The sequence below is a fragment of the Paraburkholderia sp. DHOC27 genome, assembly GCF_003429005.1.
GTDB lineage: Bacteria > Pseudomonadota > Gammaproteobacteria > Burkholderiales > Burkholderiaceae > Paraburkholderia.
Map to the genome: position 1 here is coordinate 329,751 of NZ_QVQV01000008.1, position 22,532 is coordinate 352,282.

The window sequence follows — 22,532 nt, forward strand, 5'->3', positions numbered from 1 at the left end:
AACGTTGCAACGCCGCGCCGCGATTCCTTACATTTTCGCTTCCAAAAAATAACATCAATGTAAGAAAAGCGTCTCTATAGCTTCATCACTAAATGGTTCAATTCGAACGCTTCAATCACGTCCCCGGTAGGTCTGCATCGCTTGCGAACTGCGTGTGGGTAATCCGCGCAATACATCAAGCCGGTGTCACCCGACCTGAAAAAACGAAAAGCCAACACCTTTGGGAGTTACGTTAAATGTTGCGTCGAGCCTTGATTGCCTTACCCAGCGCCGGTTTGGCGTTAGCACTGTTCGCCTGCGGCGGCAGCAGCAACAGCATTAAGCCCTCCGCGCAGGATGCGCTGAAGACGGCCACCCCGATCAAGCATCTCGTCGTGATCTACGGTGAGAACATCTCGTTCGACCACTACTTCGGCTCCTATCCGGTCGCCGCAAACGTGTCCGGTGAACCGAGCTTCACGGCTGCTACGGCGACGCCGTCGGTCAACGGCCTGAGCGGCACGCTGCTCACCGCCAATCCGAACTTCACCAACACGCTGAACGGCGCGGGCGCCTTCAACCCGTTCCGTCTCGACCGCACCCAGGCGGCCACGGCTGACCAGAACCACGCCTACACGGCCGAGCAGCAAGCCTACGATAACGGCCGCGCCGACCTGTTCCCGAAGTTCACGGGTAATGGTACGAGCGGCGGCGCCGGCGCGTTCGGTACGACCGGCCAGGTGATGGGCTACTTCGACGGCAACACGGTCACGGCCCTGTGGAACTACGCGCAGAAGTTCTCGATGAACGACAACGCGTACACGACGGACTACGGTCCTTCGACGCCGGGTGCACTGGATGTCGTGTCGGGCCAGACCAACGGCTTCCAGATCGTCAAGACCAGCGCGCAGCCGTCGACGCTCGCCAAGGCTTCGTACTACATCAATGACGGCCAGGGCGGCTACACGCTGATCGGCGACGTCGATCCGGCCAACGATACCTGCTCCAGCACGACCGACACCGGCATGCTGACGGGCAAGAACATCGGCGACCTGATGAACGCCCAGGGCATCACGTGGGGCGGCTTCATGGGCGGCTTCAACCTGAGCGAATCGAACTCGAATGGCACCACGGGCTGCAAGCGCAGCACGCTCGCCACGGCAGTCGGCGCGTCCACGGCGGATTACGTCCCGCACCACAACTGGTTCCAGTATTACGCGTCGACGTCCAACCCGACCCACGCCCGCCCGAGCTCGACGGCCGCGATCGGCTCGAGCCTCGAAACGGACGGCAAGACGGCTGAACCGGCTAACCACGAGTACGACACGGACGACTTCTTCGCCGCCGTGCAGGCAGGCAACTTCCCGTCGGTGAGCTTCCTCAAGGCACCGGCTGCGCAAGACGGCCACGCCGGCTACTCGGACCCGCTCGACGAACAGATGTTCGAGACCAAGGTGGTCAACTTCCTGGAGCAGCAAAAGGACTGGTCGAGCACGGCTGTCATCATCACGTATGACGACTCGGACGGCTGGTACGACCACGCCTACACCACGCCGACGCACGCTTCGTTCGACAGCCAGGTCGACCAGCTGAACGGCGCCGGTGTTTGCGGCACGGGCACGGCAACGACGGGTGTCAACGGCGCCGCGGTCAATGGCCGTTGCGGTCCGGGTACGCGCATTCCGTTCATCGTGATTTCGCCGTGGGCCAACGTCAACTACGTGGACCACACGCCGATCGACCAGACCTCGGTGGTGCGCTTCATCGAAGACAACTGGCTCGGCGGCGCGCGTCTCGGCGGCGGTTCGTTCGACTCGACCTCGGGCAGCATCATGGGCATGTTCAACTTCAGCGGCAGCGGCAACAACCCGGTCCTCTATCTGGACGAGAACCTGGGTACGCAGGTCGCCACGCCGCCTGCCCTGTAAAAGCACGCAGCAGCACGCAGACCCGTCCGGGCGGACCTTTCGCCCGGGCCGGGATCGGGCGTAGCGGTGCCGTGTTGCGGCCTTCACCGGCGGCAACACGGTTTTCATTTTTTTGGTCGCGCAAGCGTAGTGAATCGAAACTATGACCGAGCTTTCCACCTCGCCTCTGAACACCCCTCCCCTTGGTGCCCCGCCCGCCCGCAACGGCCGCCGTCTGCTCGTGCAGATCGCGCTCGGCGTGGTGATCGCGGCCGTTGGCTTTAGCGCGTTCGCTGTCGTGTTCCCCGAAAAGACACCGGACGCGGTGGGTGAGATCGTCGAGAACCTGACTGGCGCGAACCCGCATCCCATCGTGTTGCAAAGGGCGCCAGTGCAGCCATTGAGCGCGGTGGCGCAGCTTGGCAAACAGATGTTCTTCGATCCGTCGCTGTCCGCTTCGGGACGGCAATCCTGCGCGTCCTGCCACAGCCCGGACCATGCTTATGGACCGCCCAACAATCTGTCCGCACAACTGGGCGGCGCGGACCTGAAGCTGCAGGGCTATCGTCCGCCGCCTTCGCTGATGTACCTGAACCGTCAGCCCAATTTCAGCATCGGCCCGGATGCCGGTGAGAACGACACGCCGGTCAGCGTCGCGCAACTCGCGACGCAGAACGCCGGTGTGCAGAAAGCGCAAAAGACCGCGGGCACCGCGCCGGCTGCGGCGCAGATGGTGCCGCAAGGTGGCTTTTTCTGGGACGGCCGCGCCGACACGTTGCAGCAACAGGCCTCCGGTCCGATGCTGAACCCCGTCGAAATGGCCAACACGAGCCTCGACGAAGTGGCGCACAAGCTCGACAAGTCGGCTTACCGCAAGGTCTTCCTGCAGCTCTTCGGACCCAACGTCTTCAAGGACCCTCAACTGGTGGTCTCCGAAGCCATGTTTGCGATTGCGCGTTATCAGTTCGAGGACAACTCGTTCCATCCTTACACCAGCAAGTACGACTACTGGCTGGAGGGCAAGGCGCGTCTCTCGCAGGCTGAACTGCGCGGACTACATCTGTTCAACGACCCGGACAAGGCGAATTGCGCCGGCTGCCATTTGTCGAAGCCGAGCCCCGATGGCTTTGCGCCGATCTTCACCGATTACCAGTACGAAGCACTGGCGTTGCCGCGCAACCCTGCGTTGCAGCAGAACAAGGACCCGCACTTCTTCGACATCGGCATTTGCGGACCTTTCCGCACCGACCTGACGGACCAGAAGCAATACTGCAGCATGTTCCTCACGCCGACGCTGCGTAATTCGGCGACGCGCCAGGTGTTCTTCCATAACGGCGTGTATCACACGCTCGACCAGGTCATGACGTTCTACAACGTGCGTAATACCGACCCGGGCAAGATCTATCCGCGTGGACCCGATGGCAAGGTGCAGCAGTTCAACGACATTCCGCCGCAATATCTGGCGAACGTGGACTTCACCGATGCGCCGTTCGATCGCAAGTTCGGTGAGAAGCCGGCGATGACCGATCAGGACATGCGCGACATCATTGCCTTTCTGCAAACACTTAACGATGGCTACCAGGTGAATCGTTAAGTTGTGCAAGCCAGACAGATTTCTATGTCCGTTTTAAGTCTGGCTTAATTCTTCCCTGCAAACATGGCGCTCAACATCCCCTGTTGAGCCGCCAGAGCATCGGCGGCGTCTTTTTCCCAGAGGATGCCGCCGCGCGACGCGCAGAACGCCACGTGCCGCATGCATCGCAAGATGAAGTGCATCCCTGCGAGGGAAGATAACAAATCATGGTTGAAGACGCGGTAATCGAACATCTGCAGGCCATGCCCGATAACAAATGGGTCGGCCAGATTCAATCCTGCACGGTCTCGGACCCATTGCAGCCGCCGTGGGGGCGCTCTTACCGGCTCGTCGAATGGACGATCAAGCACGTGCCCGAATCATGCCGGCGCGTGGTGCCCGCCGAGAGCACGCCACTCGAAATCGCTCAGGCCGTGGTCTCGCACATCCCCGGACGCCGCTTTTGCCAGCACGGCGAGGGCTAAGGCTAGCGAAGGCCGACGCGGCAGCGTTTTCCAGCGCTGCTCAACCAGTGGCCGTGAGCGCTGGTTTGGCTGCGAGCGGTCGCGATTGCATGGGTCGCTGCGAGCGCGCTGTGATGCCTTCATTGCACGCGTCGTGGTGGTCGTCAGCCGCTGCTAGCTGCCCTGCTTCGCGCTCTGCTTCGCGGTCATCCTCGAGGCAAGCCGACGAGATCGACACATATTCCCCGCCCAGACTCTGCGCATAGCCGCGCCGGAAACTCGCCACGCCGCACGCGCGGCAAAACAGATGGTGACCGTTACCCGTGCCGAACGGGCGATCGCCGAGTTCCGCTTCGTCGGTCAGCAAACGGAAGTCCCCCGCCTTGACGAGCGTCTCCCACGAACGCTGGTTTGCGCAGATCCAGCAATGGCAGCGGCGCACACCGCTGTCTGGATCAATGTCCGCTTCGAATCGCACCTTGCCGCAACGGCAACTGCCCAGATAGGTCTTCTTCATGGCCGGACTTCCGCAACCCGTGAGCGGGTCACGCTCCTGTGTGATGGTGAAGATCATTCTAGGGAGGGGCTGCTGCCAACGTAGTGTCAGTAGCCGGGCCGGCATGACGCGGTTCGCCAGTCTCGTGCTCAGCGGTTTTGTTTTGCAATGGTTGACAGTCGTGCATGGCGCTTATGCCTATGATGGGACATCGCATCGAGATGCATACCGCACGCCGACATGCCCTATCCGTACGACATCCTCACTGCCGTCTGCCTCTTTATCATCGTCGTGGGCGCGACGATTCTGCTCGTGCTCAGCTAGGGCCGCCTCGACCGTTTAGAACGCGTTGCTTGCCACGCGCGCTTCTCCGTTTAGCGCTCTCCCGGCGTGCCCGGCACCGAATCGCCAGATCGGCGACAATCGTCTTCTGCCCTTCGCCAACTGTTTTCCACGCTGCTGACGTGCAGCCGTCGAGGCCTTGCGCACAGCGCGGCCCGGGCACGCTATTCGCGACCTTCAACACCGTGCGCCTGCATCGCCTTAAGGATGCGGCACATCCTTCTCTTTGCGTGAGCAATCGAAACAGGAGTTTCCCAAATGATGAACCGCGACAATCCCGTCTGGCTGATTACAGGCTGCTCCACCGGCTTTGGCCGCGAGCTGGCGAAACTGGTGCTGGCGCGTGGCTGGCGAGCCGTGGTCACGGCGCGCGACCCGTCGAAGGTGGCGGACATTGCCGAAGGCCATGCCGACAACGCGCTCGTACTGCCGCTGGACGTCACCCAGCGCGACCAGATCGACGCGGCCGTCGCCCAAACGACGGAACGCTTCGGACGCATCGACGTGCTCGTGAATAACGCCGGTTATGGTTATCTCGCGGCCATCGAGGAAGGTGAGGACGGCGCGGTGCGCGACATGTTCGAGACCAACGTGTTCGGCCTCGTCGACATGACCAAGGCCGTGCTGCCGCAAATGCGCAAGCAGCGCAGCGGCGTGATCGTCAACGTATCGTCGATTGGTGGCCTCACCAGCTTTGCGGCGACCGGCTATTACCACGGCACCAAATACGCGGTGGAGGGCATTTCGGAATCACTGGCGCTCGAAGTGAAGCCGCTGGGTATCGACGTCATCGTGGTCGAGCCCGGCCCGTTCCGCACCAACTGGGCGGGACCGTCGATCAAGCAATCCGCCGTCGTGATCGACGATTACGCGGGCACCGCCGGCGAGCGCCGCAAGCAGACCGCCGCGCGCAGCGGCAATCAGGCGGGCGACCCGGTGCGTGCCGCGCAGGCCATCATCGACGCCGCACTCTCCGACGCGCCGCCATTGCATCTGTTGCTCGGCAAGGCGGCACTGGAGCTTGGTCGCAAGAAGCTGGATGCGTTGCGCAAAGACTTCGATACGTGGGAAAAGACCACGCTCGGGGCGGACTATCCTGAGGCAGCGCAGTGAACCGAGAAACGAGTTGAAAAACGCGTTGAAACGCCGCGCACAATGAGCAAGCGGCGTGCAGGTCACTCAAGACCCGCCCGCCGCTGTTTCAGCCTGATGCGCTACTCGAACGCGTTAGATCATCAAACGCGAGATCTTCGAACCTTCCAGCGACACGCCCGCCATCAACCCTTCGTTGGTCAGGACGAACGCTTCGACCGGATTGGTTGCAGTCGAGGTATCCACGTCACCATTGGCACCGACCTTCAGCACGGCGACGGTAGCGTCCGCGCCCGCGGCCCAGCCCTGGCTGTTGCGGAATTTGCTGAGCGCGTCTTGCGTCATGAACAGCATGACGATCGCTTTCGATTGCGCGCCAATCTGGAGTCCGAACGATCCGGCAGCGATGCTGTAGTAACCCGTATCGTGTCCGCCCACGCGCAACGCGCCCTGTCCGTATTGACCGCCCACCCAGAAGCCGGCCGAGATGACCGACGGGAACACCAGCACGCCTTGCGCCTTGTTCACGAGTTCATGCGAACCGTGCACGGTCTCGAACAGGCGCGCGAGCGTCGAGTCGACGTTTGCATTGATCGACTGACGCTTGCTGGCGTCCACCGATGCGCCGGTGTCGGAAGCAGGACCTGTGGTCGTACAACCCGCGAGGGCGAGGCCGCTAGCTGCAAGTGCTGCGGTGGTCGAAAAGATAAATTGTCTGCGACGCATGGTTATATCCTCAGTTTGGTTTGATTGGAATTTGACTGGTTTGATTGAGCCGCAGTCCGGCGCACATCAGCCGATCGAGCGTTTGATGCGGGCCTTCGCATCGCCATACGACTGACGCAGTCCACCGCCCACCTGCTGCAAGTCGCCCTTGAGTTCCTGCGACTTGTTGCCGGTAGCTTTGCCGACGGTTTCATTCAGCTTGCCCTTGACCTTCTGGGCGACACCCTTGACCTGGTCCTTGTTCATGTAGCCTCCTTGAATGATGTTGTCAGCCTGGATCGCGATCCGATGCAACGGGCTTGACCCCTTATTGCAAATTGCGGGCCAGGTCGGCAAAGACGGTTGGTTGGAATTGCCTTGAAACCCGCCATCACATCGAGGCGGGTCCATGATTTGATGAGGAAAATTGAAGGAAAAGCGATGCCGCGCGTTCAGAGATTGACAGTATTCGACCGGCTGCAAGCCTCTAAGGAAACTCACAGCGGCCGCATGACGTGAAAGGACAGGAACCAGGAAAAAATGACATCCGGGCGGTAGCGCTTACGCGTTGGCGCGTTAGCGTGTTCGCCCTTTAACGGTTAGGTGCGCCGTGCTTATTGCCTGGTCTGTCTTAGCATCGACGTGTCGTATCCCAGCGCGGCGACACGGCTCACCAGTTCAGCGCGCAACGTGGCGTCGGGCAGCGCGGTGCGGGTAAGGATCCACAGATAACGGCCGCTCGGCTCGCCGACAATCGACCAGCTATAGTCCGCGGCGCGATCCAGCACCCAGTAGTTGCCCACGTAGAAGGGCCCAAAGAACGACACCTTGAGTTTGGCGTTGTTCGAATCCGCCACCACCTTGGCCCGCCCTTCCGAAACGCGTAGCGCGCCATCCAGGCTGCCGTCATGGCAACTGTTCGTCACGGCGATTAATCCGTCCAGACGCTTTTCGTACTCGGCGATCACGCCTTCGCAGCCTCGTTCGAAGCGGTTCTCGTAGCGCGCGAATTCGTACCAGCGTCCCAGGTAGCGATCCAGATCCACCGGCTTCGCGGGCTCAGGCACCTGCGCATTGCCGCGTTTGCCGGCCGTCCACGACGTGCAGGCGGCCAGCAGTCCAACCGCTGAGATGGCGAGCACCGCCGCTGTGACGGCGACCGGAAGCCGCTTGTCAGAGGCCTTAAGCGGGGTCTGCAAATCTGCCATGGATGTTTCCCTGTTCAAGTGAAAGGAAATGGACGGCCTGGCGAGTGGCTGATGCGAGGCGCCCTGCTCCTTTGCGTGATCTGGCAACGCCAGTGTTTCGGCGTTGTAATTCATGTAGCCAGTTTTGGACCTGAGCCAGGGGAGCGAAGCGGGCCGCAACTTTGACGGTTGAACGTCAGAGGTTCAGATCGAGCGTGTGACCAGGCGAGGCGGGCAACGCTGAGGCCGAAGGGCGCGCTTTTTGGCTATATTTTTTGGCTATATCCCGTGACAGCGGGCGCGCTAGCGTGAGGCGCTATGGCAGCCCGCTCCCTGGCGCAAGGCTTCGCTTTCCAGCAGCGCCTTCAGAAAATGCAAACCACGCCGGATGCGCGATTTCACGGTACCCGTTGGTACGTGCAGCGTATCGGCGATTTCCGCGTGCGTTTGACCCTGGAAATAAGCCAGCGCGATGGCCTGGCGCTGGAGCGCATCCAGTTTCTGCAGCGCAGCTGACACCCTTCGTCCGTCGCGGTTGCGCTGTAGCATCGCCTCCGGCTCCAGTTCATCGGGCACACGCCCGCCATCGAATGCCTCGGGGAGTTCATCTGTTTGGCGGCTGCGGCGCAACAGATCGAGCGCCTGATTCTTGACGATGCTCAGCATCCACGTCATGGCCGAGGCGCGTGCCGGGTCATAGCTGGGCGCGAAACGCCAGATCTTGATGTAGCTGTCCTGCAACACGTCCTCGGCCCATTCGCGCTTACGCGTTATGCGCACGGCAAGACCGAACAGCGCGGACGAGGTGAGCCGATACAGCTCGCGAAACGCCGTCGAATCCCGCTGCGCCACGCGCCCGAGCAAGGCGACGAGCCGCACATGCTCATCATCCAGGCGCGAGCCGGACGTGTCCGCGTCAGACGCACACGCGACGAGCGAATCCCGATCCTGCATGACGCCCTCCCTTAGGGTCGTTACCGCGTACTACTTTCGCCTGATTGTTTAGCGATACGAAATATTTACCTGATCCCGTTTGATCCCGTTACCACGTCGGGCAATCAGGCTTTGCGCTTCACGCTCCGCGACGCACGTCCGCCAGACTCTCCTCGCTGACGACACGGGCGAGCGACGCTTCGAGCATGGCGAGCGCGCGATTCGCTACGTCACCCAGATGGCGATGCAGCAACGCGTCTTCGACCGAGCGTGAACGGCACTCGTCGCTGTACTGCTCGAACGCCGCGAGCTTCATGATGAGTTCGACGAGATGACGCGGGCATTCACAGGCAATTGTCGTGGAGCGCGTGGCCAGGTCCGTCAGCGTGCGATCGTCGTAACGTCGCGGCGCGCGCGACCACATGCCTGGCTGCTGCGCCGCGCCCAGCCCACGTGCCGCCTGGCTCAGGTCGTCGAGTATCTGACGCAGTTCGCTACGGCTATTGGGCTCGCGGTAAAGACGCACACCCGCAAGCCGCAGTGTCTGAATGGCGCGTGCCGTGCCAAACGCGTACGCCACCGCTATCGCCTTCGTCTGGCAGGCTTCGCCCAACGACAGAATGTGCGCGGCCACGTCGTCATGCAGCGAGGTGATTGTGACGAGCAACGCGTCCGCTGCATCGTGCGCGTCAGAAGCGCCTGCCTCAGCCAGATCGTCGAACGTCATCATGTTGACGATGCCGGACTCGAGCAAATCGAGGTTTTCGGCCCGCAAGCGCTGCACGAGTGCCGCGCCCACCACGGTCAACGCGATCTCTGCCCGCGGACGGCCTGCACCGGCCGCCAGTTGCACCAGTTCGCTGTCGGCGCGATTCTGCGCCAATTGTTCGAGCTGTGCGGCTGGAAGCTTCGCAATGGTCCCAATAGGATGGCCGCGTTCGACGAGTGTCTTGAGCAGTCCCAGCCTGCGCACGTCGTCCTCTGAATAGAGCCGCTGACCGGATTCGCTTTTAGGCGGCGCGATCACGCCATAGCGACGCTCCCAGATGCGCAGGGTGGTGACCGGCATTTTTGCGAGCCGGGCCGCTTCGCCGCTGCGATAACGCCGTTGCATCTTGTCGTCTTTACTCGAATTCACGGACGCTCCTGTGTCACGGTTTATAGACGATGATAGTGCAGAAATACGGCGTTTTGAATCGGTGTTTCTGAGTCAACTACGGACATGAATCATTATTTCGAAGTCACGCTGCTACGAATTGACTCCGGTAATTCTTAATCCGAGTTCGCTTCCAGGTCGCGCTTAAAGACATTCGCATTGCGCGAATTCAACCTGCAGGGTTGGTTAGCGTGCGGTTGTGGGTCGCCGTGGTGGGTCGTCCCAAGTGGGCGTTTTGGTTTGACTGGTGTGGGCGGCTTCGCCCTTTTAGATCTCTGCTTTACGTCGCTGCCTCGCTGATTGCAGCGCGCGTTGCCGAGCGAGGCGAGCCCTGCTGCTCGTGACCAGCAGCAGAAAAAAGCGCTAACCGCGCGCCGCTAGCGCGGCGGGCGCGGCGCCGCCCGGCGACTCTTCCAGCCCTGCACCATCAGTGCAATGAGACCTCCGAGCGCGATCGTCGCCACGTAGCCTGCCATGCGTATCACCCCTTCCCCGTACGACCCCGCGTACAGGATGACCACGATCGACGCGATCAGGAGCGCGAGCAATCCGAACATCAGTTTCATTCGCGAGTTCCTCGTCAGGTGGGAATGAGGCGAGAACAAACGCCACGCCGCACCTGAATTTAGAGGCTCGAGCCATGAAACGCGCAACTGCGGCAAACCCGACAAACCCTGCACACCCACTAAACCTGACGAACTCGTACGACGTCTTTAGCTGCCGAAGAACGGCGTGCAGAAGCTGACCGGACCCACACACGGCTCGTTTTCCATCTTGTTCATCGGCGATTCATGCTTGCCGCTTGCGCTAGAGCCGGACATCGCCGCGCCCACCGCAGCGGTGTCGGTCGCGGGTGCGTTGTCGGTGACGGGCGTCGCGTTCGAGCTGGCCGTCTGAGTGGCATCCTCTGCCGCCACCTTCGCTTCCGCAGCCTGAATGTTGGCGGGGTACGTGCTGTCCGAAGAACTGGTCGGGTCATAGCCGGCGTGTTCCAGTCGCACGAGGTCGGCATAGACAGCAGCACGCGTAAGCGGTGCATTGCTGGTCTGTGCAAACGCGAGTGCCGGGCCGAGCAGCGCGCTCGCAGCGAGGGTGAGACCAATAAGCGTTTTCATGATGCCAATCTCCTTCATGGATGAGCGACGGTATCGCGCAGCAAACAGACCTTGTCGTTACGGCCTGCCTTGCATGCCACTACCTGATCAACTACCGAAATACGGTGTGCAGAAACTCACCGGGCCGACGCACGCTGCTGCGGCGGCGGTGCCGGGCATCGCCATACGTTCGCCGCTGCTGTGGGTACCCGTCATCGCCGCGCCCACGCCGGTGTCGCTCTGCTGCTTCAATTGAGCGGCCTGTTGCGTGTAGATCGGGTTCACTTCCGGGTACGACGTGTCGGTCACCAGACGAGAGCCGTTGTTTTCCGCCTGAATCAATTCCTGACGAACTTCCGCACGGGTCTTTTCCTGAGCGAACGCGTTCGAGAAGACACCCGACGATGCAAACAGGGCGATCGTTGTCATGGCCAAGGCAATCTTTTTCATTTCCAGATCCTAACTAATTTGATTTGAGGTGTGACGCATATATCGGGGTGAACATCTCGATCGCGCCAGTTATTCCACGCGTACCGCAAAAACTTTTTCTACACCGGACCACTAACTTTTACTTCGTCCTACTACATAACCATCAAGAGCTATCCAGCTTGCTTCGACTGCCGACACCTCGAATTCAGCGTACGTAGAGATCGTGTATCGGCGATTTGTTTCGTCATGGCCGCTTGCAGTTGCGTCGGCCTACGTGAAGGAGAACCCGCATCTGCGCTGGTTTATTCCCGCGAAACTCAAAAAAGAACGGCCCGAAGTCGCGCAAACGACCTCGGGCCAAAAATCTTCAACGAACGGGAATAAAACGGCGCGAACGCGTGTTTGCGGGATGTACAGCCACGATTGCGCGCCGGGCGCAGCGGCTTACGACGAGATTGCGCCCCCAAAGGACGCTGCGAGATCCTAGTGGGAAGCCGCCGTCGGATTGACCGTCATGCTCAGCGCGCCGCCGGGGCCCGCCGGATCGGGGTTGCCAAAGCGGGGCAGATCGCCATTCGAACGCGCACGCTCCAGTTCCATACGAACCTCGGCACGCGTTTTCGGCGCCTGGCTGGATTGCGCGACGGCCACCGGTGACGGCGCCGCTTGTGCGACCGGTGCGGCTGGTGCGGCCGCCGAGGCCGACGAAGCAGACGCTATGGACGGCGTCGAGCGCGCAGGCGGCGACTCCAGTAATGGCGCCGCCGTTGTCTCCAGCACCGTCGGCGCCGGTGCCGCCGCAGGTGCGGCGGCGACCGTAGCAGGTGCGGCCGCCGCCGTCGAGGCCTTCGTCTCTACGCTCATAGCAGGCGGCGCGTTGGCAACCTCGACATGCCGAGGCGCCTTTGTGGTCGCGTCGCTGCGTGCCGCATCGCCATGCGCCGCTTCAACGCGCACCGCCTCATTGCGTGTCGCTTCATTGCGGGACGCATACCGCGTTCGCGCATTGCGCGCCGGACTGGCTGCGTGCTCTCTTGGCGCCGACTCCGCGTAATGCGAATGCTCGGACTCACTCGCCGAGCGTGTCGCCGGCAACGGCGGCAACGCCACGGGCGCTTCGCTGTCGTTGCGGGCGACGACATGCGCGCCGTGCTCCGTGTTCGCTTCGCGCGCCTTGATCTCCCGCTGCAAGGCGAGCACACGCGGGTCATCCTTGTGCAGGACCAGTTCAGCTTCCAGCAAAACCTTGGCGGATTCCAGATCGTTACGGTTCAGACAGAGTTGCACCGCATCGAGTACCTGCGAGACACCGGCGTAACCCTGGGTGCTGACGCTGCCCGAAGCCTGCGTAGAGGGTGAGGGATTCGTGCGGGCCTCGTGCGCCGCCGAGTCGCGACTCACGAGGTCCAACTGGCCGCTCGTCAATTCGCTGCCGTCTGGCCGCAATTCCAATGCAGCGACAGTCAACAACCCACCCAACAGCAGGCCGCCGGCGGCGATGGCAATCTTTGGACGACTGATCGAATTGGCACTCATGACGTTTCTTCCCTAAAGGTGTGCATATAACCGTACTGGCTACATGACTGACTTTTTAGGCGTGATCGCGTGCTTTACGTTTCGTACGCACCGTTGCGTCGAATGGATGCGCCCAACCTTCAAATAATTTTTGTCGTGGGTTTGCCGTGCTATTTCGGCGTGAACGTAGCGTTCCGCGAAGTTTTGGTAAGCCGAACTGAATCCCGCATCACTTTCGACAATAGCACTAACCGGCAGGGATATTCTTCAGATTAAAAATACCTGTACTACCCCGAGGGACTGCCTTAAGGCCTGGTTCGAAGCCACGCTCGTCGAAGCGTGTTTCCTCTGTTGAATCACGGGAAAAAATCGGCCCGCTAGCGCCCCCCACGATGTGACGAGGACGCAAACGTCGGGCCCGCTCATCCCGGGCGAGATGGCGTGTCAACTCAGACAAAAGCGGGCGAGCCGCCCGAGCGCTTCGCTCAGGTGGAAAGCAGCTGAAGAAATTCGAGCATTACGCCATTGAAGACCGAAGGTCTTTGCAACGGCGCGAAGTGACTGACTTCAGGCAACAGAACAAGCGTGGCGTGTGGAATGCTGCCGGCGAGATACTGCGCGTGTTCCGGCTTGATGAATTCGTCATGCTCGCTGTGCACGACCGTCACCGGCACGCGTACCTCGGCCAGATCACGCGCGGTGTAATTCGGCTGCGTCTTCATCATCTCGCTGACTGCGCCGACAAACGCATCGAACTCATTCGGCGTGGCGGATAATTGCGCGTAGTCTTTGGCGTGCCGGCTAAAGCATCGGTTGATGGTAGACGTTGCCACGAATTCCTTCGTGCCGCTCGGGTCCATGTTGCAGCCGAAGAACAGCACGCCCGCCACGCGTTCTGGCGCCTGCATGCCAAGAATCAACGCGACGCATGCACCGTCGCTCCAGCCCACCACGGCAGCACGTTCGATCTGCAGCGCGTCCATGACCGCCAGCACATCGGCTGCCATCAACTCGTATCGGTAAGGACGCGAATCACGCGTGCTGCGGCCATGTCCGCGGCTGTCGATCAGCACGACGCGATGACCCGCCTCGACCAGCGCAGGCACCTGATAACCCCAGTTGCCGCTATGACCCAGCCCGCCGTGCAGCAGAATCACCGGCGAGCCGCTTCCGTGCGTTGCGTACCAGATGCGTGCGCCTTCGTGGTTCACGTAGCCTTGATGCAGTTGCGCCGGCAGTGGGGCAGCACCATGCGCCTCGAAACGTTTTAGATCGTCGTCGTACGGTTCCATCGAGACCTCGCGAATATCAGGCAGAGTCATGGTGCGAAAAACGCTCGCCACCCGCCCGATTATCCGGCGATCTCACGCGCTTTGACAACGCAGCCGGCCACGTTAACACTGAAACGCAGAAGTGAGCAGGGCCAACGCGCGGTCCCGGCACGCGCTTACGCAATTTCACAACATACCCCTGGCGCATCGGCCCGGTTCCTGGCAAGCTATGAAAACCGGTCGTCATTCCACGCAGCGAGGCAGATTCCTGGTATATTCCAGGCAAAGTTCCGGCATGTTCCTGGATTACCTGGGACTGCCATGCTATCGTCCGAATGACACGACATCGTTTATCGAAAGCAAGGTATTTTGCATTTCCCTGGCAATCCTTTCTATTCGATTAACACGCAGTCATCCGTAAGCTGACGAGCCCATCGTCATTGTCAAGAATTCGAAGAGTGGAGGTACACCATGTCGACTCATGCTCACTCGCGTGAAGCCAATGCTGCCGAACGCTTTGTCCGTGCCACCCGTCAGGTGGATATTGCGTTTCGCGTGGTGCGCGGCGAAATCGAGCCGCAGAATCGCCCTATCGAGCATTCGCTCGCCGTGCGCCAACTCGAACAGGCGCTGGACGAACTTGCCGAGGCGCAGGATTTCTTCGACTCCGAAGTCGGCAACATCTCACCGAAACAGACCAACTGAGCAGGGCCTTCTGCCTGCGCAACGCTGCACCTGTATGCGCGTGCCTACCCCGCTGCTCAACCTTTATGTCTACAACGATTGAACGACTCGATGGCGAAGCGCGCGAGCGCCTGATCCGCTGGATCTTGCGGCGCATGGACGAATTCGGCATTACGCGCGCAGCGCTCGAACAATCCATCGAGGACGACCTGCAAAATGAACAGGCCGTGTCGTATCGCGATGCGTGGGGCAATACCTGGAATGGCGACGGCGACCTGCCCGAGTGGCTGCAACGCGCTGTCGCCGCCGGTCAAAGCATCGAGCATTTTCGCGCCGCGAACAACGCGTAACGTGCCGGGCTAGTGTGCTCGACGGAACGCGTCTGCAATACGCCATCCGTCAATCAACCCATTCAGCCTTTCGCCAGTTCCGCTTCGATGGACTCCAGCAAACGCGGATCGTCCGCCGTCACATCCGGTGCAAAGCGTCCCACCACTTCGCCGTCACGGCTGATCAAAAACTTTTCGAAATTCCACAGCACGTCCGCCTGATTTTCCGCGTGCACGCCATAGCCTTTCAGGCGCTCGCGGAAGGGTCCATCACCTGTCGCGACCGGTTGCGTCGCCGTCAACGCTGCGTAGAGCGGGTGCTGGTCTTCACCGAGCACGGAAATCTTCGAAAACAGCGGGAAATGCACGTCGTAGCTGGTTGAGCAAAACGACGCGATCTCGCTGTCGCTGCCCGGCTCCTGGCCTTTGAAGTTGTTAGCGGGAAAACCGAGCACTTCGAAGCCTTCCGCGCGCTTGTCCTGATACAGACTTTCCAGCGCCGTGTATTGCGGCGTCAAACCACATTTGGACGCAACGTTGACCACCAGTAAGACCTTGCCGCGATAGTTCGCGAGACTGCTGTCCTTGCCGTCAATCTCTTTCAGGGGAATGTCCTGCAATGCGAGCGTCATAAAAACTCCGTGGATGGTAGAGAGGCAACCATGTGCCGCAGTTAACACTACCGGAGTTCGACGCTGCCTGCAGGGCACCGCTGAATTCGCCTTTCATCACGCAGCAACCGCACCTCAGCTACCGAGGTTGTTGGGATCGCGCCACGCGCGTTCGAACGGCAGACGCCACGCGCGCGGCGCGACGAGTTGATGAATGGCGTTGGGCCCCCACGAACCCGGTGCGTAGAAGCGCACTGGCGGCGGCGATTCGAGCAAAGCCGTCGACACCTCCCAGAGCCGCTCGATGCCCTCGGCCGTGGTGAACAGCGTGCGGTCCCCGCGCATGGCGTCGAGAATCAGCCGTTCATACGCTTCCAGCACATCGCCAATCAAACCCGTGTCACGCATGGCGAATTGCAGGCTCAGCTTGTCGAGCCGCATGCCCGGCCCTGGACGCTTGCCGTAAAACGACAGCGACATTTTCGACGCGTCGGCGAGATCGAAGGTCAAGTGATCCGGACCCTGCGAGCCGACGCCCGAGCCCGCAGGAAACATACTCTTGGGCGGTTCGCGGAACGCGATGGAAATGATCCGCTGCCCTTCCGCCAGCCGCTTGCCGGTGCGCAGATAAAACGGCACGCCGGCCCAGCGCCAGTTGTCGATGGTGCACTTCAGCGCAATGAAGGTTTCCGTTTCCGACTCAGGACTCACGCCCTCTTCGTTGCGATAGCCCGTGTATTGCCCGCGCACCACATCCTGCGGCTGGATTGGCAACATGCTGCGAAACACCTTGTTCTTTTCTTCGCTGATAGGCGACGGTTCGAGCGAAGTGGGCGGCTCCATTGCCATGAAGGCGAGAATCTGGAACAGGTGCGTCACCACCATGTCACGAAACGCGCCGGTCTGCTCATAGAAGCCGGCGCGCTTGCCGAGTCCGAGCGTCTCGGGAACATCGATCTGCACATGGTCGATGAAGTTGCGATTCCAGATCGGCTCGAACAGGCCATTCGCAAAGCGGAAAGCCAGAATGTTTTGCGCCGGTTCCTTGCCGAGAAAGTGGTCGATGCGAAAAATCTGCTCTTCCTCGAACACCTCATGCAGCTTCGCATTCAGCGACACTGAACTCGCCAGATCGGTGCCAAAGGGCTTTTCCATGATGATGCGCGAGCGTTCCACCAGTTCCGCTTCGCTCAGCATGCGCACCGCCGATAACGCCGCGTTCGGCGGCACGCTCAGATAGTGCAGACGGCGGCACTCGCCATCGAAGGCCTGCTCGGCCCGCTCCACGGCGACCTTGAGCGCGGGCGCGCCCGCCGAAAGCGGTACGTAGTCGAGATTGGCCGCGAAGGCGTCCCACTCTGCCGGGACCACCTTGCGGGTAGAAAACTCATCGAGTGCTTCGCGCGCCGAGCGGCGAAAGTCGTCGAGCGTGATGTCGTCGAGCGCGACCGCGATGATCCGGCAGCCGGGAATAAAGCCCGCATTCGACAGATGGAACAAGCCAGGCAACAGCTTGCGGCGTGCGAGATCGCCAGTCGCGCCGAACAGCACGACGACCTGCGGATACCGTGGACCGACTCCTGCAGAGATCTTCACCATCGTAGGAATCCTCTTTGGGTGACCAACGTCAAACCGGCAAACCAGGCGCAGCCCATCCAGTTTAGCCGCAACTGCGCATCCGTTACCATGTCGGATTCGGAGCCGCGCTCGCCATTGCTGGCTGGCAATGCGTAACGCGCCTTCCCTCGTTCCATGAAATGCGGTCGCCGCGTCGTCCCTTGCCCGTCTATACCTTACCTGCTGCGCTGAGCGCGGAACTTGAAATCCGCAAAAGCCGATTCATCGCCCACGCAATTCCCGTGGCCGACCGCGATGCCGCGATGGAAGAACTGCGCCGTCTGCGCGAAGCGAACCCCACCGCGACGCACGTATGCTGGGCGCTGCTGGCGGGCGGGCAGTCGGGCATGTCCGATGATGGCGAACCGTCCGGCACCGCGGGACGCCCCATTCTCGAAGTCTTGCGCCATCACGATCTGGACGGCGTGCTCGCCGCCGTGGTGCGTTACTACGGCGGCGTGAAACTCGGCGCGGGTGGCCTCGTGCGTGCCTATACGGACGCGATAGCCCGCGTGCTGCAGGACGCGCCACGCGTCGAACGAATCGCGCAGGCGTTCTTGATGGTGGAGATCGGCTATCCGGACGAAGCGCGCGTGCGCCGCTGGATCGAGCAGGAAAACTACGAACTGGCCGAGAGTGGCTATCAGATGGCGGTACGGCTGACGATCCGTATGCCGGTCACCGCGCTGGAAGAAGCGAGGGAGGCCTTGCGCGACATGACGCAAGGCCGTGCGGTGTTTCCTGAGGCAGATTGAGCGCGGCCCGGGGGCCGCGCCGCCTTAGAAGCGCTTCACAACCGCTGGCTTCACACCTGCTCGCTTCAGAACAACTTAATGCGCCGCCAACGCCGCCGACGCGGGCTTGTTACGCGCCGCGCCAGAGGCTTTCTGCGCGTCCTGCAGAATCATCTCCGCGCCCTTCTCCGCCACCATCATGGTCGGTGCATTGACGTTGCCCGAGGTGATGTTCGGGAAGATCGACGCGTCGACCACGCGCAGTCCCGTCATGCCATGCACACGCAAACGCTCGTCGACCACCGACGTCTGCGCATCCGGGCCCATCGCGCACGATCCGCACAGGTGATAGATCGAGCCCGACTCCTTGCGGAAATACTGCAGGAAGTCCTCGCGGCTATTCACCTGCGGCCCCGGCGAAATCTCTTCGAGCGTGATGCCACGCAATGCCGGCGTGCCCATGACCTTGCGCACCAGTTCGCAACCCTGAATCACCTCGTCGATATCCTTCTCGGTGGTCAGCGCATTGATGCGAATCTTCGCGGCGTCCTCGGCGCGGTTCGAAGCGATCTCGATCGAACCCCGGCTGGTGGGCCGGCAAGGATTGAAGGCCAGCAGGAAACCCGAGTACGGCTCTGGCTCGAGACTCGCTTTGTTGCTCTTCGGAATGCGGTACGACAGCGGGTTGAAATACAGTTGCAGATTAGGCTGCGCCTGCTGATCGTTGCCCTTGAAAAAGCCGCCCGACTGGTTGACGCTCATCGCAAGTGGCCCCTTGCGCGTGAACAGATACTGCAAGCCAAGCTTCAGCTTGCCGAGCAACGGTCGCATTTCGTCGTTCAACGTCTTGACGCTGGAACGATAGTAAAAACTCACGCACAGGTGGTCCTGCAGGTTCTGTCCCACGGCGGGCAAGGCGTGCACGAGCGCAACGTTGTGCTTCGCCAGCAGCGCCGCGTCACCCACACCGGACAGTTGCAACAGCTTCGGCGAATCCACCGCACCCGCAGACAGAATCACTTCACGATTCGCCGTGAAGGTACGCGTGCTGCCGTTTTGCTGCACCGTCACGCCGGTTGCGCGCTTGTTGATATCGAACAGCACGCGGTTCACCAGCACCTCACATTCAACGGTGAGGTTCTTGCGCGTCAATACCGGGTGCAGATATTCGAAGCTGCTCGACGAACGCTGGCCATTACGCGTGTTCACGTCGTAAATGCCCGCACCTTCGAACTGCGCACCGTTGAAATCGTCGCTGCGCTTGTAGCCCGCCTGATCGCAACCCTTGAGGAACACGTGACAAATCGGGTGGACGGCGTCCTTCATCGGCGAGATGCCAATGGGACCATCCGCGCCGTGATACTTCGTGTTGCCCAGTGGATGCGTTTCCAGCTTGCGGAAGTACGGCAGCACGTCGCGGAACGCCCAGCCCTTGTTGCCCGCGGCGGCCCAGTCGTCGAAGTCGTGCGGTTGACCGCGCACGTAGATCATCGCGTTGATCGAACCCGAGCCGCCCTGCACCTTGCCACGCGGGCAATAGATGGAGCGGTTTTCGAGTTCCTTCTCCGGCTCGCTGTAATACATCCAGTTATAGGTTTCGTTGTAGTACGTCTTGGTGAAACCCACCGGAATCTTGAACCAGAACGAGCTGTCCTTGCCGCCTGCTTCGAGCAGCAACACGGAATGCTCGCCCGAGGCCGACAGCCGGTTGGCGAGAATGCAGCCCGCCGAGCCTGCGCCCACAATAATGTAGTCGTAATTCATGGTGTATCGCGCCTGACGGCGTCCGCTTCAATGAATGCGAAAGTCACTCTCAAACTCAGCCCTTGGCCGGCGCCAGGTCCTTCACGTCGGCGGGGCGATCGGCCATCTGCAGATGCAGGCGCTTGCCGGTGTAGGGCGAATGCTCGCGCACCACGGCCATGTTCAGCTCCACACCCAGGCCCGGCTCGCGTGACGGAATGATGTAGCCGTCTTCCCAGCGGATCGGCGTCTTCAGCACTTCCGCGTGGAACCCGTCCCACGTGCCGATGCTTTCCTGAATCAGGAAGTTTGGCGTGCACGCCGCCAGCTGGATGCTCGCTGCAGCGCCCACCGGCCCGTTGTAGAGGTGCGGCGCGATCTGCGCGTAATACACCTCGGCGATGCTCGCCACTTTCTTCGCTTCCAGCAGCCCGCCCACGCGCGCCACGTTCAGTTGCAGGATCGACGCGGCGCCTGCTTCGAGCAGCTTGAAAAATTCGTATTTGGTCGTGAGACGCTCACCGGCGGCAATGGGAATGCTGGTGTGCTTCGACACCTGGGCCATCGCTCCTTCCTGGCCCGGCGGCACCGGCTCTTCGAACCACAGCGGGTCGTATTTCTCCAGACGCTTCGCAAGCCTGATCGCGGACGACGGCACCATCTGCCCATGCGTGCCGAACAGCAGATCGGCCTTGCTGCCCACGGCTTCGCGCACGCGGCGGCAGAACAGTTCGCAGCGGTCGAGCACTTCCATAGAAAGCTGATGGCCCGAATACGCGGTGTACGGACCGGCCGGATCGAACTTGACCGCCGTGAAGCCGCGCTGCACGTTTTCCACCGCGCATTCGGCGGCGAGATCCGGATCGTCGTAGTCGTATTCGCCGCGGCTGTTCTTCGGATACAGATAGGTGTACGAACGGAGCCGTTCATTGACCATGCCGCCCAGCAGTTCATACACCGGCTTGCCGGCGGCCTTGCCGATGATGTCCCAGCACGCCATCTCAAGACCGCTCACCACGCCCATCATGGTCAGGTCGGGGCGCTGCGTGAAGCCGCTCGAATACGCTTCGCGCCACAGGCGTTCCACGTGGTGCGGATCCTTGTCCTGCAGGTAGCGGCCAAACACATCGTCGATGATGGGGACCATTGCATCGGGGTGGAACGTCGCCGAATAGATTTCGCCCACGCCTTCGATACCGCACGCCGTTTTCAGCTTGACGAAGATCCAGTACATGCCGCCCACGTGCGGCGGCGGAACAGCGACAACATGGGTTTCGAGCGAGACAACTTTCATTTACGCGCCTTCTTTCTTGTTAAGCATGTTTCTCAGTACGAGTGCAGCACAGCCACCGAGCGCCGCGACCGCGGCCACATAGCCGAAATACAGTTGATAACCGAATACGCCGGGATACGTCTGCGTCAGATAACCGTTGATGAGCGGCAGGAACACGTCCGGCGAATAACCGAGCACCGAGATCAAACCGATGGCGAGGCCGGTGGTTTCGAGCGGTACGTTGCAGCGATCCAGCAAGGACCAGTACAGGCCGCGAATCGCGTAGGTCAGGATGCCGATGAACAACACGAGGAACACCAGCGCCACGTGACTGCCAATGCCAGGCGCCGCCACCAGACCGACCAGCGAGAGCGCGGCGAGAAACAGCGCGATCACCAGCACGGAAATCTTCGAGAAGCGGTCGCCGAGAAAGCCACCGCCAATGCCGCCAATCGGGCGCATCCACAGCTTGAGGGTGGTGACCGTGCCGGCCATCACCACGGACAGGCCAATCGCGCCTTCGTGCAGATAAGCGGAGAAGCTATAGGTCGCCCAGAACACCTGATAGCCGCAAAACACGATGGCCGCGACCAGCCACAACTCGGGAATCTTCGCGAGCGTCACCAGATCGACCAGCACGTTATTGCGGGCGCGCTTGCCGGACTGCGCGGCAGCACTGGCCGACTGCGGGTCCTTGACCAGACCCAGCACGACGCCCAATGCGATACACAGGAACGCATACATGTAGACGACGAGCTTGAAACCCATCGCCGTGGATTCACCGTGGGTTTGCGTCGCCCATGCGAACAGCGTGATGGCGATCGTCGCCAGCATGGCTTCGATCAGGCCACGGCCACCATCGAGAAAGCCAAAGAAACGGCCTTGCTCGCTGGCCCCGGCAATCATCGTCACGCGTTTGATGACGGCGGCCCAGAAGGTCAAACCGGTGGAAAGACCCCAGCCGCCGAAGATCACCATCAGCATGGAGAAGGACGGTGCGGTCGAATACCAGAGGCCAAGTACGCCGGTTGCGATCAGCGAGAAGCAGATCAGCATGCGCGGTGCAATGCGATCGGCGAGCCAGCCGCTTGGCAGATAGCTCAGCAGAAAGATGGTGCCCAGCGACGAATACAGATAGCCGAGCTGGCTATCCGTGATGTGAAAGACTTCCAGCATCGTCGGCTGATATACCTGCCGCAGATACAGAATCGGATAGATGGCGCCAGCGGCGATCACCAGCAGCAGAAGCTGCACATAGCGCTGTGCTTTGGTGTCTTGCAGGGTGGCTGCGCCTTGCGACGGGCGCAATGCGGCTTTGGACTGAACGGGTTGAGTCGACACGGGTGCTCCTGAGAGACCCGCAAAGCCAGACGTGCGCAGGGGCACCGCTTTGCAGCG

General features: G+C 61.1%; 24 protein-coding genes. 7 read left to right on the forward strand and 17 right to left on the reverse strand.

Annotation, left to right across the window (positions count from 1 at the left end; translation table 11 throughout):
* Positions 1-236 precede the first annotated feature (236 nt).
* Positions 237-1,907 carry a phospholipase C gene (locus tag D0B32_RS25460; RefSeq protein WP_117337064.1) on the forward strand — a complete coding sequence of 557 codons (1,671 nt, stop codon included), beginning with the start codon at positions 237-239 and terminating at the stop codon, positions 1,905-1,907.
* A 142-nt stretch (positions 1,908-2,049) separates the two neighbouring features.
* Complete coding sequence (locus D0B32_RS25465) at positions 2,050-3,480, forward strand: cytochrome-c peroxidase (RefSeq protein ID WP_117337065.1); 1,431 nt, start codon at positions 2,050-2,052, stop codon at positions 3,478-3,480.
* A 44-nt stretch (positions 3,481-3,524) separates the two neighbouring features.
* On the opposite strand, the gene D0B32_RS32660 is transcribed toward D0B32_RS25465, so the two are convergent.
* A complete protein-coding gene (locus tag D0B32_RS32660; RefSeq protein ID WP_181969908.1) occupies positions 3,525-3,713 on the reverse strand; it encodes a hypothetical protein in 189 nt (62 codons plus the stop codon).
* Between D0B32_RS32660 and D0B32_RS25470 the strand changes: the two genes are divergently transcribed.
* The gene (locus tag D0B32_RS25470) at positions 3,687-3,944 is read left to right on the forward strand and encodes a DUF2866 domain-containing protein (RefSeq protein WP_117337066.1); all 258 of its coding nucleotides are present in this window, start codon (positions 3,687-3,689) and stop codon (positions 3,942-3,944) included. The two genes, D0B32_RS32660 and D0B32_RS25470, sit on opposite strands and share 27 nt — an antisense overlap.
* A 40-nt stretch (positions 3,945-3,984) precedes the next feature.
* Here D0B32_RS25470 and D0B32_RS25475 read toward each other — a convergent pair whose 3' ends face one another.
* Positions 3,985-4,440 (reverse strand): GFA family protein, encoded by a 456-nt coding sequence (locus D0B32_RS25475; protein WP_117337067.1) that lies wholly within the window; start codon positions 4,438-4,440, stop codon positions 3,985-3,987.
* Between the two features lie 579 nt (positions 4,441-5,019).
* Between D0B32_RS25475 and D0B32_RS25480 the strand changes: the two genes are divergently transcribed.
* On the forward strand, positions 5,020-5,874 hold the full coding sequence (locus D0B32_RS25480; RefSeq protein WP_117337068.1) for an oxidoreductase: 855 nt from the start codon (positions 5,020-5,022) through the stop codon (positions 5,872-5,874).
* Between the two features lie 114 nt (positions 5,875-5,988).
* On the opposite strand, the gene D0B32_RS25485 is transcribed toward D0B32_RS25480, so the two are convergent.
* From D0B32_RS25485 to D0B32_RS25530, 10 genes are all read right to left on the reverse strand, one after another.
* Positions 5,989-6,579, reverse strand: coding sequence for a YSC84-related protein (locus tag D0B32_RS25485; RefSeq protein ID WP_117337069.1), 591 nt, complete (start codon positions 6,577-6,579; stop codon positions 5,989-5,991).
* A gap of 66 nt (positions 6,580-6,645) precedes the next feature.
* On the reverse strand, positions 6,646-6,825 hold the full coding sequence (locus D0B32_RS25490; RefSeq protein ID WP_117337070.1) for a CsbD family protein: 180 nt from the start codon (positions 6,823-6,825) through the stop codon (positions 6,646-6,648).
* Positions 6,826-7,172: 347 nt separating this feature from the next.
* Positions 7,173-7,766 (reverse strand): lipocalin family protein, encoded by a 594-nt coding sequence (locus tag D0B32_RS25495; protein ID WP_117337071.1) that lies wholly within the window; start codon positions 7,764-7,766, stop codon positions 7,173-7,175.
* Between the two features lie 282 nt (positions 7,767-8,048).
* Entirely contained in the window at positions 8,049-8,699 is a 651-nt protein-coding gene (locus D0B32_RS25500) for an RNA polymerase sigma factor (RefSeq protein ID WP_117337072.1), read from the reverse strand.
* A gap of 118 nt (positions 8,700-8,817) precedes the next feature.
* On the reverse strand, positions 8,818-9,816 hold the full coding sequence (locus D0B32_RS25505; RefSeq protein ID WP_259295135.1) for a MerR family transcriptional regulator: 999 nt from the start codon (positions 9,814-9,816) through the stop codon (positions 8,818-8,820).
* Positions 9,817-10,211: 395 nt separating this feature from the next.
* Positions 10,212-10,400, reverse strand: a complete 189-nt coding sequence (locus D0B32_RS25510) for a hypothetical protein (RefSeq protein WP_117337073.1) — start codon at positions 10,398-10,400, stop codon at positions 10,212-10,214.
* A gap of 147 nt (positions 10,401-10,547) precedes the next feature.
* Positions 10,548-10,952, reverse strand: coding sequence for a DUF4148 domain-containing protein (locus D0B32_RS25515; RefSeq protein ID WP_117337192.1), 405 nt, complete (start codon positions 10,950-10,952; stop codon positions 10,548-10,550).
* A gap of 84 nt (positions 10,953-11,036) precedes the next feature.
* Positions 11,037-11,357: a DUF4148 domain-containing protein gene (locus tag D0B32_RS25520; RefSeq protein ID WP_404935598.1), complete on the reverse strand. Its 321-nt coding sequence runs from the start codon at positions 11,355-11,357 to the stop codon at positions 11,037-11,039.
* Between the two features lie 483 nt (positions 11,358-11,840).
* The gene (locus tag D0B32_RS25525) at positions 11,841-12,893 is read right to left on the reverse strand and encodes a DUF4148 domain-containing protein (RefSeq protein ID WP_117337075.1); all 1,053 of its coding nucleotides are present in this window, start codon (positions 12,891-12,893) and stop codon (positions 11,841-11,843) included.
* Between the two features lie 464 nt (positions 12,894-13,357).
* Positions 13,358-14,194: an alpha/beta fold hydrolase gene (locus D0B32_RS25530; protein WP_259295136.1), complete on the reverse strand. Its 837-nt coding sequence runs from the start codon at positions 14,192-14,194 to the stop codon at positions 13,358-13,360.
* Between the two features lie 420 nt (positions 14,195-14,614).
* Between D0B32_RS25530 and D0B32_RS25535 the strand changes: the two genes are divergently transcribed.
* The gene (locus tag D0B32_RS25535; protein ID WP_117337077.1) at positions 14,615-14,848 is read left to right on the forward strand and encodes a hypothetical protein; all 234 of its coding nucleotides are present in this window, start codon (positions 14,615-14,617) and stop codon (positions 14,846-14,848) included.
* Positions 14,849-14,913: 65 nt separating this feature from the next.
* On the forward strand, positions 14,914-15,177 hold the full coding sequence (locus D0B32_RS25540; RefSeq protein ID WP_117337078.1) for an H-NS family nucleoid-associated regulatory protein: 264 nt from the start codon (positions 14,914-14,916) through the stop codon (positions 15,175-15,177).
* 62 nt (positions 15,178-15,239) lie between these two features.
* On the opposite strand, the gene D0B32_RS25545 is transcribed toward D0B32_RS25540, so the two are convergent.
* Together D0B32_RS25545 and zwf are read right to left on the reverse strand one after the other, a co-directional pair.
* On the reverse strand, positions 15,240-15,788 hold the full coding sequence (locus tag D0B32_RS25545; protein ID WP_117337079.1) for a glutathione peroxidase: 549 nt from the start codon (positions 15,786-15,788) through the stop codon (positions 15,240-15,242).
* A 114-nt stretch (positions 15,789-15,902) separates the two neighbouring features.
* On the reverse strand, positions 15,903-17,366 hold the full coding sequence (gene zwf / locus D0B32_RS25550; protein ID WP_117337080.1) for a glucose-6-phosphate dehydrogenase: 1,464 nt from the start codon (positions 17,364-17,366) through the stop codon (positions 15,903-15,905).
* Positions 17,367-17,524: 158 nt separating this feature from the next.
* On the opposite strand from zwf, the gene D0B32_RS25555 reads away from it, so the two are divergent.
* Entirely contained in the window at positions 17,525-18,139 is a 615-nt protein-coding gene (locus tag D0B32_RS25555) for a YigZ family protein (protein WP_117337081.1), read from the forward strand.
* Positions 18,140-18,214: 75 nt separating this feature from the next.
* On the opposite strand, the gene D0B32_RS25560 is transcribed toward D0B32_RS25555, so the two are convergent.
* The 3 genes from D0B32_RS25560 to D0B32_RS25570 are packed head-to-tail and all read right to left on the reverse strand — an operon-like array spanning position 18,215 to position 22,475.
* Entirely contained in the window at positions 18,215-19,882 is a 1,668-nt protein-coding gene (locus tag D0B32_RS25560) for a GMC family oxidoreductase (protein ID WP_117337082.1), read from the reverse strand.
* Between the two features lie 55 nt (positions 19,883-19,937).
* Positions 19,938-21,155 carry a mandelate racemase/muconate lactonizing enzyme family protein gene (locus D0B32_RS25565; protein WP_117337083.1) on the reverse strand — a complete coding sequence of 406 codons (1,218 nt, stop codon included), beginning with the start codon at positions 21,153-21,155 and terminating at the stop codon, positions 19,938-19,940.
* Entirely contained in the window at positions 21,156-22,475 is a 1,320-nt protein-coding gene (locus D0B32_RS25570) for a nitrate/nitrite transporter (RefSeq protein ID WP_117337084.1), read from the reverse strand.
* Between the last annotated feature and the right edge of the window lie 57 nt (positions 22,476-22,532).

Excerpts from the sequence above, each read along its gene's own strand:
- D0B32_RS25530 (WP_259295136.1), bottom strand. The coding sequence starts at position 14,194 with ATGACTCTGCCTGATATTCGCGAGGTCTCGATGGAACCGTACGACGAC.
- D0B32_RS25465 (WP_117337065.1), top strand. The coding sequence starts at position 2,050 with ATGACCGAGCTTTCCACCTCGCCTCTGAACACCCCTCCCCTTGGTGCC.
- D0B32_RS25470 (WP_117337066.1), top strand. The coding sequence starts at position 3,687 with ATGGTTGAAGACGCGGTAATCGAACATCTGCAGGCCATGCCCGATAAC.
- D0B32_RS25535 (WP_117337077.1), top strand. The coding sequence starts at position 14,615 with ATGTCGACTCATGCTCACTCGCGTGAAGCCAATGCTGCCGAACGCTTT.
- zwf (WP_117337080.1), bottom strand. The coding sequence starts at position 17,366 with ATGGTGAAGATCTCTGCAGGAGTCGGTCCACGGTATCCGCAGGTCGTC.
- D0B32_RS25520 (WP_404935598.1), bottom strand. The coding sequence starts at position 11,357 with ATGACAACGATCGCCCTGTTTGCATCGTCGGGTGTCTTCTCGAACGCG.
- D0B32_RS25460 (WP_117337064.1), top strand. The coding sequence starts at position 237 with ATGTTGCGTCGAGCCTTGATTGCCTTACCCAGCGCCGGTTTGGCGTTA.
- D0B32_RS25510 (WP_117337073.1), bottom strand. The coding sequence starts at position 10,400 with ATGAAACTGATGTTCGGATTGCTCGCGCTCCTGATCGCGTCGATCGTG.
- D0B32_RS25495 (WP_117337071.1), bottom strand. The coding sequence starts at position 7,766 with ATGGCAGATTTGCAGACCCCGCTTAAGGCCTCTGACAAGCGGCTTCCG.
- D0B32_RS25490 (WP_117337070.1), bottom strand. The coding sequence starts at position 6,825 with ATGAACAAGGACCAGGTCAAGGGTGTCGCCCAGAAGGTCAAGGGCAAG.
- D0B32_RS25485 (WP_117337069.1), bottom strand. The coding sequence starts at position 6,579 with ATGCGTCGCAGACAATTTATCTTTTCGACCACCGCAGCACTTGCAGCT.
- D0B32_RS25540 (WP_117337078.1), top strand. The coding sequence starts at position 14,914 with ATGTCTACAACGATTGAACGACTCGATGGCGAAGCGCGCGAGCGCCTG.
- D0B32_RS25500 (WP_117337072.1), bottom strand. The coding sequence starts at position 8,699 with ATGCAGGATCGGGATTCGCTCGTCGCGTGTGCGTCTGACGCGGACACG.
- D0B32_RS25475 (WP_117337067.1), bottom strand. The coding sequence starts at position 4,440 with ATGAAGAAGACCTATCTGGGCAGTTGCCGTTGCGGCAAGGTGCGATTC.
- D0B32_RS25560 (WP_117337082.1), bottom strand. The coding sequence starts at position 19,882 with ATGAATTACGACTACATTATTGTGGGCGCAGGCTCGGCGGGCTGCATT.
- D0B32_RS25545 (WP_117337079.1), bottom strand. The coding sequence starts at position 15,788 with ATGACGCTCGCATTGCAGGACATTCCCCTGAAAGAGATTGACGGCAAG.
- D0B32_RS32660 (WP_181969908.1), bottom strand. The coding sequence starts at position 3,713 with ATGTTCGATTACCGCGTCTTCAACCATGATTTGTTATCTTCCCTCGCA.
- D0B32_RS25480 (WP_117337068.1), top strand. The coding sequence starts at position 5,020 with ATGATGAACCGCGACAATCCCGTCTGGCTGATTACAGGCTGCTCCACC.
- D0B32_RS25525 (WP_117337075.1), bottom strand. The coding sequence starts at position 12,893 with ATGAGTGCCAATTCGATCAGTCGTCCAAAGATTGCCATCGCCGCCGGC.
- D0B32_RS25555 (WP_117337081.1), top strand. The coding sequence starts at position 17,525 with ATGCGGTCGCCGCGTCGTCCCTTGCCCGTCTATACCTTACCTGCTGCG.
- D0B32_RS25565 (WP_117337083.1), bottom strand. The coding sequence starts at position 21,155 with ATGAAAGTTGTCTCGCTCGAAACCCATGTTGTCGCTGTTCCGCCGCCG.